Below are 13,428 nucleotides of genomic sequence, written 5' to 3' on the forward strand. Positions count from 1 at the left end.
GACTACGTTAAACCCAATGGAGTCTTTGCCATTCGTACGAGAAATAGACTCTGCTTTGCCTACGATGCTTAAATCAGCAACATCGCTAAGCTTAACACCTGGCACGATGACTAAGTTTTTCAAATCACTCTCTGTCGTTATGTTTCCATCAACGACCAGCGCCTTCTCTGTCTCGCCAAATTCATAAATACCTAGCGGTACAGAAATAGCTGACGCTTGGATGATGCCTTTCACCATCTCTTCGGTTAAGCCGATTTGCTTTAGCTTATCCGTTTTGAAGGATAGTTCACCTTCCTTAACATTTTGTCCAGAAACTTGAATGCTCGCTACACCTTCAATACCTTGAAAGCGCGGCAACACATTTTCTTCTATTTCCTTCGTAAGCTGCTCCAAATTCATCTTTTCATTGGAGATACTCATCGCAAGGACAGGGAATGCATTCAAGCTGATCCGTGAAACGGATGGGGTTTGCGTTCCTGTTGGAAGCTTAATCTCGGAGAGGATATTTTTAACTTCCGCTTCCGCCTTTTCCATATCTGTCTCATAGGAGTACTCAATAACGACAGATGAAGCATTCTCATAGGATGTTGAGCTAATGACTTTAACACCTTTAAGATTGCGAGTCCGCTGCTCAATCGGCTTCGTAATTTTCTCCATAACCTCTTCAGGTGCAGCACCCGGCAATACAGTTGTGACGCTTACGATTGGAACCGTAATATCGGGCAATGTTTCCATTTTCATATTCATTCCTGAATAAAGTCCAGCAAATAACACAAGCAGCGTCAAAATCCACAAAGCAAATTTGTTATTAAGCGAAAATCGGATGATGCTCTTCAATCTCTCCCACTCCTCATCTTCTATCTATACTTTAAAACGGTAGCCCACTCCCCAAATTGTTTCTATATATTGAGGTTTGGATGGGTCATGCTCAATTTTCTCACGCAGCCTCCGAATATGAACCGTAACCGTAGCTGCGTCTCCATTTGAATCAAGCCCCCAAATACGTTCAAACAACTCTTCTTTCTCAAACACGCGATTAGGGTGTGAAGCTAAAAGCAGCAGAAGCTCATATTCCTTTGAAGTAAGCATCGCTTCCTGCTCATGTATCATGACTCTTCGTGAAGGCTTATCGATAAACAATCCGCGTATGCGAATATGCTCGCCTCGCTCCCCTTTGTCAGCTGTCAAACGCTCGTAACGAGCCAAATGAGCTTTCACGCGTGCTACCAGCTCACTTGGACTGAAGGGCTTGGTCATATAATCGTCAGCGCCAAGTCCTAATCCTCGTATTTTATCAATATCCTCTTTTTTCGCGGTTACCATCAGCACTGGAATATTGATCGTTTGTCTAATTTGACGACAAATTTCAAAGCCGTCGATTTTAGGAAGCATTACATCTAATATGATAAGATCAAACTTTCCTTCGAGCGCTTTCTCAAGTCCTATATCACCTCTCCCTTCAATTTGAACGTTAAAACCGTAACTTTCCAAGTAATCTCGTTCCAGCTCGGCAATGGCTTTCTCATCTTCAATAATTAGTATGCTCTTCATGACCACCCACCGTTTTGACGGATACTGACTTAGGCAATTTTAGACAGAACAACGCACCTCCATGCTCTGCATTTTCCGCCCAGACCGTACCGCCGTGCCCTTCAATAATTTGTTTGACGATTGCAAGACCGAGACCACTTCCACCTGTCTCTAAATTGCGTGATTGCTCCGCGCGATAGAAACGATCGAAGATATAAGGCAAATCATCCTTCTCAATTCCGGGACCTGAATCCTCAATTTCAATCAGAGCGTGCTCCTCCAGTTCTGTTACTCGAACAACGATGTTATGTTTTTCGAGAACAGAAGATTGTCCCATATACTTGACACAATTGTTCAGTATATTAGTTAAAACACGGCTTAGCTTGTCAGGATCGGCTGCGATCATCAGCGGATCAGAACCATGCTCGATATATTGCAATCCTACCCCTGATTTTTCCAGATCAAATCGCTGCTCATCCAAAAAATATTCTAAGTAGCGTTTAATGTCCATCACTTTAAAATCAAAGGCAACCGTTTGAAGATCAAGCTTCGAGAATAGGAACAGCTCATCAATTAATTGATCCATATCTGTAGCTTTACGATAAATCGTCTCCATGTAGCGCTTCCGCTTTTCATCCGTGTTCGCGATACCGTCCATGATCCCTTCAACATACCCTTTAATCGCAGATATTGGCGTTTTCAAATCATGCGAGATATGAGACAGCAGCATTTTACGGTTTTCTTCATACTGAAGGCTTTGATCAATCGACTGCTTCAATCTTACCCTCATATCCTCAAACGCGATGCTAAGCTGTCCGATTTCACCTTTCGTCGTGGCCTCAACCTTGTGCGACAAATCGCCATCCTTAATTTGTAGAGCTGCGGCTTCTAGTTTCTTAATGGGACGAATGATGCTTCTTGATACAAAGTAAGTAAGCAGCAAGCTCGTTAATCCAATAAAAGCTAAACTGAAAGCTGTGCCGACCGGCCTCCAATAGATAGGAACCGTATCATTTCGCCGGAACAGAACAGCACGACCCTCTCCCCCATCAGGATAAATAAAATCGACGGTACTCGTTTCGAATCGAAATGAATTAAATGCAACCTTCGAAGGCGGCTCGTCCAATAATTGCTGCCAATCAGCATGAACAGCTGACTGCTCCAAGAAAGGCGCTACAGAAGTAATCTTTCCATCCCTGGAAATAAGAAGTCCTGCCCATAGCTTGCCTAACCGCTCTTGAATTTCGGCTACGTATTCCTTCTTCTCGAGCTCACCGGAATCATTGCGAAGCACATAGGATAATTCGCCATACACCAAGGCTTGAAGATAAGGCTCTCTGTTCTCATTTTCATAATAATGACGAACATCCTCAACTCCGCGAGCATAAAAGATAAATATCATAAAAGCACTCATTAATATGATCGGTACAAAAATCATCGCCAAGTATGACATATACAGCTTTACTCGAATGGACAATCCTGTTCACGCCTCGCTGCTGCTTTTTTGTTAAGTGTGTTTCTGTCGTTGTTTCTATGGTTAATCATAACGGCTATTTCTAAACGAATTTGTAACCATTTCTTACAAAAGTATTACGTTTGATGATTTTGTTTATTTAATTAATGACGTTTTTATTTAATGCTATAAAATAATTATTCGCTCAGTGTACCGAACTTAGGCAGCGGCCAAATACGGAATACGGCTTTGCCTTCGATGCTGGATCTAGCAATTGGACCAAGTTCACGGCTATCCATACTATGCTCACGATTGTCACCCATAACAAACAGCTGTCCTTCTTTAACTGTAAAAGGCACTAAAACACTGCCAGCTACTGTCTGACCCTTAACATATTGCTCTTCGATTTTTTCGCCATTCAAATATACTTCCCCGTTTTGTATATCAACCACGTCTCCAGGCAAGCCTACGACACGTTTAATTAAACGCAAATCGCTCTCTGGTCCGCTAATAATAACGATGTCGCCGTGACGAGGTTCATGAAGCCGGTAAGACCATTTGTCTTCGATTAATCGTTGTCCAGCGACAAGCGTATTTTGCATAGATACATTATGTACTTCCGATTGAGCATAGACATAGTTTTGGAAAAGCAGCGCTACAACGACGGCAATTCCAAGCGAGACGACCCATTCTCTTACTTCCTTCATCCAGCTTTTTGTTTTGCGTTTTTCTGTTTGCATGAACATTCTCCTCATCAGTAAGTGTTTTTTTCTTGTAAAAATAATAATAATTGTCTACCTAATACGTTCTTTGCTGTACAAAGTTTTCATTATAGCGCCCAAAATAGGAAGTGACAACCGAACCAGACTTGCGATAAAGTGAAAGCGAAGGGGGCTTCCACAACGATGAATCAAATCTCTGGAGCACAAAGATTGCTTTTTACCACTATAACCATTTTATATTGGACTTCCATGTATGTATATGTCCCTACGCTTTCACCTTACCTTAGTGATCGGGGATTGTCCTTGCCTTTTATCGGCATCGTGCTTGGAAGCTATGGTTTTGTCCAAATGTTCGTAAGATTTCCGCTCGGCATTTTGTCAGATCGTTTCGGAAAGCGCAAGCCTTTCATCCTATTAGGAATGTTAACCGCGGCAATAAGCTGCTTGCTGTTCCTCATCCCTGATTCATGGGTTTGGCCGCTTGCTGGCAGATTGATGGCAGGCGTTTGCGCATCTACTTGGGTCGCGTTCACCGTGCTTTACGCCAGCTATTTTGGAGCCGGGCAGACAGGTCGTGCAATGGGCAATATTAGCGTGATGACGGTATCCGGACAAATGATCGGCATGCTCTTTAGCGGATGGTTAACGGATGGTTTTAGCTCAAGTGCTCCATTTATTGTAGGCGCTGTCATTGCTGTCCTTGGTCTAGTGCTCGCTTTCATGCTGAAAGAGCCTCGCTCGGAGCTGAAGGAACAGCCAGGAATGTCGTTTGCCATGATCAAAAATGTGGTAAAAACTAAAACATTGCTGCAGGTTTCTTTGTTGTCCATCCTTGCTCATGGCATTCTTTTTATAACGATGTTCGGATTTACACCACTCAAAGCTCAAGAAATGGGTGCAGACGGTCTGAAGCTCACCTTGCTCGTATTTTCTTTTATGCTCCCCCATGCTTTTGCCTCACTCGTTACAGCGAGGTGGTTTACGCCTAAATTCGGCTATTGGGGTACTATTGGCGCTGGTTTTATATTGAGTACCATTTGCACAGGAGCAATGGTGTTTGCGGATTCTTTTGGCGTTCTTGTCGCAACGCAGGCGATTAATGGTTTTGCGCAAGGCTTACATATGCCGCTTCTGCTGGGACTGGCGATTCGAGATGTCGAGCTTCCTGGCCGTGCAACAGCAATGGGCTTATATCAAGCGCTATATGCCATTGGAATGTTCTCTGGACCATTCCTTGCTGGTTGGCTCAATGAAAGCTGGGGATTGAACGGAGGTTTCCTATTTGRCTCGCTGCTTGGAGCTGTCGCATTTGCACTTGTAATCAAGTGGGCGATGTCAGATCGCAAAGCTAAGTTTGTCGCGCGCACGAATCATGCAGAGGAGGTAAGCGGATGATTAAGCCGCAGCTCGTGCTAGATATTGGAGGCGTGCTGGCGACAAACCTGTCGCCGCTCTTCTGGCAGCTGCTAGCTGCGGAAGCGATCGTTTCTGAAGAACAACTTTACTCCGAATATAAGCAGCAAATTAGCGAGCGGCTATGGACAGGCCAAATAACAGAGAAACAATTTTGGAGCTGGATTGCTGAATATACGCCAAACTTAACTAGTGCGCTAGCCAGAAGTTTTATCGATAGATGCCTACTGCCGCTTCCTGCCCTTTTAGAAATCGGCAATTGGAATGCTGTTGCTGATATTCATGTGTTAAGCAATCATTTACCTGCATGGGTTGAACCCATCATTACTCCTATCAAGCCTTATTTGAAAAGTATCACGATCTCAAGTGAAGCAGCACTCCAAAAACCTCATCCAGCTATTTTTGACAAAGTAAATGAACAGCTGCCGCCTGACAGCTTTGTTTTATTTGTTGATGATCATCCTAAAAACACAAAGCAAGCAGCGCTGCACGGATGGCATACGCTGCTTGCTGATGAAGATGGACGTTGGATTTCGCAGGTTCTCCCTTTTTTAAAACAATACAGAAATAAGAATTAGCAATGAGCCTGCTGCTGCTGCAATGCTCATTAGACGAGCATCTGCTCGTCCGAAGCGAAGCCGAAAGCTATAAGTCGGCTTTCGCTTCGCATAACCAAAGCCGCGTGCTTCAAGCGCATCCGCCATTTGCTCCGCAAGACGCAATATTGAACGTACGTAGGGAATAAGAATCGGTAGAAGCCTTTTCATCGGTACCGTCTTAAGAGGCGTAACCGCCTTTCCTCTTGCATGAGCCAGCTTCGCAAACCGCTCCCATTCTCCTGTTAGTAAAGGAATAAACCGAAAAATAAGTGTGACGATGATTGCAAACGAATGAATGGGCACCTTCAGCTTCTCTAGGAAACCGAAGGTTTGCTCAAGCGAGCGTTGAAGTCGTAGAGGCGTCATCAGCTYTAGCATTGGGAGGCCTAAAAGCATAATCATCAAAAGCTTGCCTAATCGGATAACTATTGGCCAAACCTTGTCCAAATCAAAGGAAAGCGGACGAATGCCAATTCCTGCTATTACGCAAAAAATAATAATCATAATGGCATACGCGCGAATGACTCGTCTCCAAGGCCAAATGAGTGTACGAAACGGAATTAAAAGCAAAATCGTTGAAACAGCTGCGACCGTTAGCTCCAATGCTGTTTTTTGCGCAAAAATGCTCGCAGATAGAAATAAATAAACGAGTACAAGCGCACGAGGATCAAAATAATTTGAACGCAGCAGAACCGATGGTTTGGCGGCTCCTAATTGAGAAACCTCTGTTATCGTTTTTTCAGCGAGTTTACCTTTTGGTTCTTCTTTTGGTTCTTCTTTTGAAAACGTGTTTGGCTTGTTGTGCTCAGTATCTATGCTGCTTACTATACCATTTGCTATAACAACGGCTGCTGCTCCTGATTTCTGGACGGCTCGACTCGCGAGTGCAATGGAAATCGCCGCAGCTAGTTCTTGCGGCGCCGGCCAAGGCGCCTCATCCGCGTCTGCGTGCTGGATGAACTGCTCCAGCGGCATAGCCGCTTCCTCGCGCAGCGCCTCCAGCGCGCGAAGCGCCTGCGGCGCAGAGGCGGCATGCGCTATCGCCGCCGCCTTAGCCGCTGCGCGGACCGTGCCGCCGTCAACGACGGCGACCGCGTCCGCCAGCGGCAGCAGCGCGTCGAGGTCGTGCGTTGCCACGACCGCTCCGCGCCCAGCCGCCCTGTGCGCTTCCAGCACCGCGCACAAGCGGCGAATACCTCCGGCGTCTAACCCCGCCGTCGGCTCATCCAGCAGCAGCCAATCCGGCTCACACGCCAATAAGCAGGCGAGTGACAGCCGTCGCTGCTGACCGCCGCTGAGCGTCCATGGATCACGCTCCAACAGCTCCACTGGAAGCCCTACTCTCGCAAGAGCTTCCGCGATTCTCTCCTCGATTATGGATGAATCGAGCTTATATGGCTTGAGAGAATAAACCATTTCTTCTCGTACAGATGACGCAAACCACTGTGACTCCGCATTTTGCATCGATATGCCAAGCTTAAGCACCACTTCTGGATTTAGACGGCTGCGGCGGCCATTCTCCATCCATAGCTGATCGGTGCCCAGCTCAATATTTCCGCTTTGAATCGATCGTATGCCCGCCAATGTCTCAAGCAGCGTTGACTTCCCAGCACCATTTCGCCCGATTAAAAGTGTGATTTCACCTGCTTTAAAGGACGTATGTACTTCTTTTAGCAGCTGTTTTTCATTGTCATTCTCCGCGTGCACGCTAACGCCGTTTAACTGCCAGTCAGCGCCCATATTGCTTCACCGCCTCTGCCAGCATAGTTGCTGTGAACGGAAAAGGCGAAAGCTTCACACCCTGCTCCTCTAACTCCCATGCCACCTGAGCACAATAAGGAGCCTCCAAACCAAGCTGCTCACAAAAACTATCCCTTGCTCCCGCAGCCGATCTAGCAAACCAGGCTTCTACCCCGCCATCGTACATAATCGTACCGGCATTCATCGCAACGATTCGATCTCCCGCCTGCAGCTCCTCCAGCTTCTGCGTAATCCAAATGACCGTAATTCCGGCTTGCTGCAAACTTCTTGTTTGCTCCAGCACAGAGATTGCTGCTTCTGGATCCAGCATCGCTGTTACCTCATCAAGCACAAGCATGGGCGCTTTTAATGCCAAACACCCCGCAATCGCAACGAGCTGCTTCTGCCCTCCGGATAAGGTTTCAATCGGTTGATGCATTCTCTCACCCATGCCTACTCTTTGCAGCGCGTGCTCGGCTTCAGATCGAATACTGGCCGCTTCCTGCTCATTCTGCTCCAGCATGACAATAATATCCTCGAGCGGCGTTGCCCCGATCATCGCTGCCTCAGGTTGCTGCATAACAATTGGAATCGGCTTCCCCTTTGCAGCAGTATGAATGTTCCTTAAGACTTGACCGCTGACGCCTGCTACCCGAAAACCAGCAGCTACTTTCGCAACTGTGCTTTTCCCGCTTCCATTGCAGCCAAGCAGAGTAATCCATTCTCCCTCTTTTATAACAAACGAAATATCTTTTATTATTGGTTTCCGTTTTTGTCCTTCACCTATTGCCGGAGGCGTAACGGTAACCTGCTTCAATTGTACCTGATTGCTCTGATTCAAAAAATTTCACCCAACCTCTTCCCGAAAACGATAGGCTATGCTACAATTCGATTTGTTAACCTGTTTTAAATATAAATGGTTAACAATAATATCGCAAGTACATAAAGGAGACTAACATCATTATGYAAACCAGCAACATTCGCTCACTCGTCTTTATTTCTTTGTTCGCAGCTTTGTTTATCGTCATGAGCTCTTTGACAATTAAGTTCGGCGGCTCATTTGTCCCGATTACGCTTCAAACCTTGGCTGTTGGATTAGCCGGTCTCTTTCTGACGCCGCGCAACGCTTTCCTCAGCATATTCATCGTCATTTTGCTTGCTGCTATCGGTCTGCCCCTATTTAGTGGGCAAGGCGGTATCCCTCATCTAACAGGACCTACTGGCGGCTTTATATTCGCCTTCCCGTTCTGTTCGTTATTGGTTAGCCTAGCGATTGGCGGATTTCTACGCAGTAAAATGTCCAAGGGAAATAAAGCCTTAGCTTTTATTGTTTTTTTCATCATTTTCGAGCTATTCAGCTCCATCACCTCATACATTCCAGGCATTCCATGGCTTATGAGTTCTCTGGACCTTTCGTTCCAAAAATCGATGACGGTCGGATTCTATCCGTTTATTATCGGTGATGCACTTAAATCATTGGCAGGCGCTATTTTAGCAACCTCTTTAACACCTTACATTGTCCACATACGCTCGTCAACCGTAAGAAATAGCGAAGAGAAAACAACTTTTAATGTTTAAAACCGCTGTTCTATGAAAGCAAAAAACCGCTTTATCCGATTATGCATCTTGAATCGGAATATAGCGGTTTTTGTTTTAGACATCTACTTCGATATGCCTCGCGAGTTACTTTCCTAAAGTTCTTAAAATGTTCCCGCGATATTCAGTATCCTTTTCTTTCAATTCAAAAACCTTATTCTCTACCGATATATTCTTATATATTTCGCAATACAAATCAAGTTCATTATGATCATCGAAAAAGACCTTAAACTTAATATCTTCATTTGCAATGTTTCTAGGGTCACCCTCTAGTGCAAAACATGTAAATGAGATTTCATCATCACACTTTAATTCTCCCTCATAGCCATAAAGCTCCAACAAAGCCGTAATGAACGCATCTGATTCTTTACCAATTGATTTAAGAGTTATTCCCTCAAAATAAAATGCCTCTTGATTGATTTCTCCCTGATTCCATCCAGGAATCATATCCTTGTTTATTAGCACTTCAAAGCCAACAATTTCATTTCCATATTGACCATGAACAAGAAAATAATTTCGATGTTTTATCACATGACTTTCAATGATATCGAATTCTAAATCTTGAAAATCTTCTTCAGTGTTTTGGTTTATTTGTCTATATTTCATTTGGATTTATCCCTTCCGCCAGTTATGTTAATTTGAAAAAAGTTACAATTCATATGTAAAAATGAAAGCCGCATGTCTGCATCCCAAAAACGGAACTGCAATACATACGGCTTATAACGCTAGTCTAGCTTATTTTAGTCGCTGCACTCTTCAGGGGCTGGCTCTGACGCATCCTCAACGTTGATTTTCTCAGACACTGTATCACGGATGATCGAAATAACGAGCTGAAGCAAATAATTGATGTCGCTTTGACTTTGTTGGAACTCGGACACGATAGGAATGCCATCAAGCTCGTCCTGCAGCTCTTCCATTTCGCCTTCGATCTTTTTAACCATGTCTGCATTTTTGAAAGTAGTTTCGAAAGCAACAACTTCCTTTTGTTTTTTCTTAATTTTTGTAATCAACTGCTGCACACGCTCATTGCCGTTAATTTGCAGCTCTGCGCGGCGGTAGTGCTGTACTTCCTCTGAAGTAAAGATGAGATTTGCTAATTCTTTCGCTTTTTTCGAAATATCTTCTCGAACGATCAGATCGCGAGTATGGAAACTCGGAATTCCACAGCCTTCGCCATGCTCATGATCATGGTCACATTGCGCTGCTTGATTATCTGCTGTATGCTGCTCTGCCATTTGTCATCTCTCCTGTTTTACCGTTAGCTAACGGCTTCTTGTGCATCCTGTTCTATACTTTCGGCTTTGATATACCAAGTTTGTGCCTCGGTAACCTTAGCCATAATAAACTGGCCAACCCATTCCTTTGGACCTTCCAAATGCACTAATTTATTCGTACGCGTCCGTCCGGAAAGGACGTTAGCGTTGTTTTTGCTTTCGCCTTCAATGAGAACCTCGACAATTTCACCACGAAGCTGCTCATTCTTTTCTCTCGCATTTGCAGCAAGCTGTGCATTGAGACGCTGTAAACGAGCTTTTTTCACCTCTAGCGGAACATTATCTTCCATACTAGCGGCAGGTGTACCCTCACGCGGAGAGTAAAGGAACGTATAAGCCGAATCAAAGCCAACTTCTTTCACCAGCGTCATCGTATCCTCGAACTGCTCGTCTGTTTCACCAGGGAAACCGACGATTATATCTGAAGTGAGCATCGCGCCAGGTATTGCTTTTTTAATTTTAGCAACCAGCTCTAGATACATCTCGCGAGAATACTTGCGGCTCATTCGTTTCAATATTTCGGTGCTGCCGGACTGTACAGGCAAATGAATATGCTCAACCAAATTGCCGCCTGTTCCAAGCACCTCAATCAAATGATCGTCAAAATCACGCGGATGACTCGTCATAAAGCGAATACGCGGAATGTCAATTTTGGACATATCATGCATCAGATCGCCAAAGCGATAGTTGATGTCCTCAAAATCCTTGCCGTAAGCATTAACATTTTGCCCAAGCAATGTAATTTCTTTAAATCCTCGTCTAGCTAAGTCGCGCACTTCAGCAATGACATCTTCTGGACGTCTGCTGCGCTCTTTCCCGCGTGTATATGGCACGATGCAATACGTACAAAACTTATCGCATCCGTACATAATATTAACCCAAGCACGCATTCCTTCGCGTTTCTTAGGCATATTTTCGATAATATCGCCTTCCTTGGACCATACCTCAACGACCAGTTCTTTACTGAAATAAGCATTTTGCAGCAAGTACGGAAGTCTATGAATGTTATGCGTACCAAAGATCATATCTACAAACGAATGCTTTTGCAAAATACGTCCTACAACCGATTCTTCCTGTGACATACAGCCGCAAACACCTAACAGCAAATCCGGTTTCTCCGTCTTCAGCGCTTTCAAATGGCCAAGCTCTCCAAACACTTTATCTTCAGCATTCTCACGAATGGCACATGTATTAAGTAAGATCACATCTGCAAGATTTCGATCCTCCGTAGCTATATAACCCATTTCTTCGAACATGCCCTTCATGACTTCGGTGTCATGCTCGTTCATTTGGCAGCCATACGTTTGGATTAAATAAAACTTGCCTATACCCATCGATCGAAGCTCAGCAGGAATCGCAAAGTCATAATGCACCTCGATATCCTCTTTGCCCCGCTTCTTCTCATCCTTGTGATTGGGAGCAGAGTTGATTTGTATATTCCGACCTTTAATTCGAACGGTAGTCATGCCATCTTCTTCTCGTAAAATCTTTGCATCCGAAAAATCGAAATACTTGGAGTAGTCCTTAACACCCGTGCCAGATTTTAAGTCTGGTGTGCTTTTGGTCTCCTTCGTCATAGGGATTCACTTCCTTTATCTGCAATTTCCATAATCAATTATATTTATTCATTTGAACATATCAATTAGAAATTATATCATAACGCCCCCGCCTAATCCATCACAAGCAAATCAAAAAAAAGCTTATAGAAATGGTTTCTTTCTTTTACTATCATTTTTATTGATATGTATAGTCAAATGGCAGTCATACAAATGGACATTGATTAATGTTTTAGAACCCACATTGCAATGTCATAATTTACATGCTAAAGTTAATATATAGATTATTGATTAGAGTAACCTTATTCAAATGAAAAAGGAGTAGTTTTATGGCTGGAAAAAAGATTAAAATTGCTGTGCCCGACGAAGAAGGACAGGTTTCCATCATGTTTTCCCGTGGAGGACCTCGTGCTGGAGCCGGAAGAAAGGGATTTGGGGAGACTAAAAAAATTTCGTTAACGCTCACCAATGAGGTCTGGAGCGAGCTTGAAAATCGGTGCAAAACATCTGGTCTCTCCCGATCTGAAGTAATTCGCGGAATAATAGAGTCATCATTAAATACACACGACAAATTATTGTAAAGACGGGTGACAATCATGCTTGTTGAAGTGAGACAGCAATCGTTGCATATTGGACTTCAGCATATTGCTGCTGGTTTGGCATTAAGAGCAGTTTCCCCTATTCTTTCAGGCATTAAAATGCAAGYCGGAGCCCATGGTCTTTCTCTCACAGCCTGCAATACATCTATGACTCTTCAATATATTATCCCTTGTCATTGTGACCACCTTAAAATTGATAAAGAAGGAAGTACAGTTATCCCCGCTCGTCTTTTGCTCGATATTGTCCGCAGTTTTTCAACTGAAAGCAAAGTAAAGCTCGCAGAGTTAAAACATAATTTTATACATATTGAATCAGATCATTCTATTTACAGTCTGGCTACAATGGATGTTTCACAATTTCCAGATATGCGCAGCTTAGAGAATACAGCTAAATTTCAAATCGATAATATAGCGTTTAAAAAGATTGTGAAGCAAGTTTCGTTTGCAGCTTCCACTTCTGAAGTGAAACCGATATTGACAGGCATTTCTTGTCAAACCATTAATGGAAAGCTGAGGCTTTCTGCTACCGATGGCGTTCGGCTTGCTACAAGCACCTCAAATCTAAGTGAAAACAGCTCTGATTCAGTTCCGTTTGTTATTCCAGCAAAACATTTGTCCGATTATTCTAAAATGTTGTCAGATGGATCTAGCAAAACACAAATTACGATTTCAGACCAGGTCATTTCCTTCAACACATTAAATTTCAGTATGCAATCGCTGCTTATTCAAGGCACATTTCCTGTAGTTGAAAGATTGGTGCCACAAACCTTTTCAACCGAAATAACGATGAACACTGCCCCTTTTCTTCGGGCCGTCCAACGCGTCAGCTTGCTCGTTAGTGATACACATGCCATCGGGATGCGCATTTCATCTTGTGAAATCGAATTATTTGCAGCAGCAGCTGAGATAGGCGATGTCTCGGAAAAGTTCGCTATTAACCCTATTT

The 13,428-nt window shown here is 43.9% G+C and carries 14 protein-coding genes; 5 read left to right on the forward strand and 9 right to left on the reverse strand.

The window, feature by feature from the left end; genetic code table 11:
- The 4 genes from AC1DSE_RS18450 to lepB all read right to left on the reverse strand — a co-directional run.
- On the reverse strand, positions 1 to 837 hold an 837-nt coding region (locus AC1DSE_RS18450), incomplete at its 3' end, for an efflux RND transporter permease subunit (RefSeq protein WP_477528006.1).
- 24 nt (positions 838 to 861) lie between these two features.
- Entirely contained in the window at positions 862 to 1,551 is a 690-nt protein-coding gene (locus AC1DSE_RS18455; RefSeq protein WP_076269246.1) for a response regulator transcription factor, read from the reverse strand.
- The gene (locus AC1DSE_RS18460) at positions 1,529 to 3,007 is read right to left on the reverse strand and encodes a sensor histidine kinase (RefSeq protein ID WP_477511392.1); all 1,479 of its coding nucleotides are present in this window, start codon (positions 3,005 to 3,007) and stop codon (positions 1,529 to 1,531) included. The genes AC1DSE_RS18455 and AC1DSE_RS18460 overlap by 23 nt, the downstream gene beginning before the upstream one ends.
- Positions 3,008 to 3,180: 173 nt before the next feature.
- Positions 3,181 to 3,723, reverse strand: coding sequence for a signal peptidase I (lepB, locus tag AC1DSE_RS18465; protein ID WP_477511393.1), 543 nt, complete (start codon positions 3,721 to 3,723; stop codon positions 3,181 to 3,183).
- 165 nt (positions 3,724 to 3,888) lie between these two features.
- Here lepB and AC1DSE_RS18470 point away from each other — a divergent pair, with 165 nt between their 5' ends.
- Positions 3,889 to 5,100, forward strand: coding sequence for an MFS transporter (locus AC1DSE_RS18470; protein WP_477528007.1), 1,212 nt, complete (start codon positions 3,889 to 3,891; stop codon positions 5,098 to 5,100).
- Positions 5,097 to 5,696: an HAD family hydrolase gene (locus tag AC1DSE_RS18475; RefSeq protein ID WP_477511395.1), complete on the forward strand. Its 600-nt coding sequence runs from the start codon at positions 5,097 to 5,099 to the stop codon at positions 5,694 to 5,696. Before AC1DSE_RS18470 ends, AC1DSE_RS18475 begins: the two co-directional genes overlap by 4 nt.
- On the opposite strand, the gene AC1DSE_RS18480 is transcribed toward AC1DSE_RS18475, so the two are convergent.
- Positions 5,670 to 7,457, reverse strand: a complete 1,788-nt coding sequence (locus tag AC1DSE_RS18480) for an ATP-binding cassette domain-containing protein (protein WP_477528008.1) — start codon at positions 7,455 to 7,457, stop codon at positions 5,670 to 5,672. The genes AC1DSE_RS18475 and AC1DSE_RS18480 overlap by 27 nt on opposite strands.
- Positions 7,447 to 8,298, reverse strand: coding sequence for an ATP-binding cassette domain-containing protein (locus AC1DSE_RS18485; protein ID WP_477511397.1), 852 nt, complete (start codon positions 8,296 to 8,298; stop codon positions 7,447 to 7,449). The genes AC1DSE_RS18480 and AC1DSE_RS18485 overlap by 11 nt, the downstream gene beginning before the upstream one ends.
- Before the next feature lie 122 nt (positions 8,299 to 8,420).
- Here AC1DSE_RS18485 and AC1DSE_RS18490 point away from each other — a divergent pair, with 122 nt between their 5' ends.
- A complete protein-coding gene (locus AC1DSE_RS18490; RefSeq protein WP_477528009.1) occupies positions 8,421 to 9,035 on the forward strand; it encodes a biotin transporter BioY in 615 nt (204 codons plus the stop codon).
- A 105-nt stretch (positions 9,036 to 9,140) separates the two neighbouring features.
- Here AC1DSE_RS18490 and AC1DSE_RS18495 read toward each other — a convergent pair whose 3' ends face one another.
- From AC1DSE_RS18495 to miaB, 3 genes are all read right to left on the reverse strand, one after another.
- The gene (locus AC1DSE_RS18495; RefSeq protein ID WP_477511399.1) at positions 9,141 to 9,659 is read right to left on the reverse strand and encodes a hypothetical protein; all 519 of its coding nucleotides are present in this window, start codon (positions 9,657 to 9,659) and stop codon (positions 9,141 to 9,143) included.
- Positions 9,660 to 9,793: 134 nt separating this feature from the next.
- A complete protein-coding gene (locus AC1DSE_RS18500; RefSeq protein ID WP_076269237.1) occupies positions 9,794 to 10,288 on the reverse strand; it encodes a YlbF/YmcA family competence regulator in 495 nt (164 codons plus the stop codon).
- 23 nt (positions 10,289 to 10,311) lie between these two features.
- Positions 10,312 to 11,904, reverse strand: coding sequence for a tRNA (N6-isopentenyl adenosine(37)-C2)-methylthiotransferase MiaB (gene miaB / locus AC1DSE_RS18505; RefSeq protein WP_477511400.1), 1,593 nt, complete (start codon positions 11,902 to 11,904; stop codon positions 10,312 to 10,314).
- A gap of 308 nt (positions 11,905 to 12,212) precedes the next feature.
- On the opposite strand from miaB, the gene AC1DSE_RS18510 reads away from it, so the two are divergent.
- Entirely contained in the window at positions 12,213 to 12,464 is a 252-nt protein-coding gene (locus tag AC1DSE_RS18510; RefSeq protein WP_441884742.1) for a ribbon-helix-helix domain-containing protein, read from the forward strand.
- A 15-nt stretch (positions 12,465 to 12,479) separates the two neighbouring features.
- Positions 12,480 to 13,428 (forward strand): DNA polymerase III subunit beta (gene dnaN / locus AC1DSE_RS18515; RefSeq protein ID WP_477528010.1); only part of this gene is annotated, 949 nt, incomplete at its 3' end.

The sequence above is a fragment of the Paenibacillus sp. 01L418 genome, assembly GCF_056400045.1.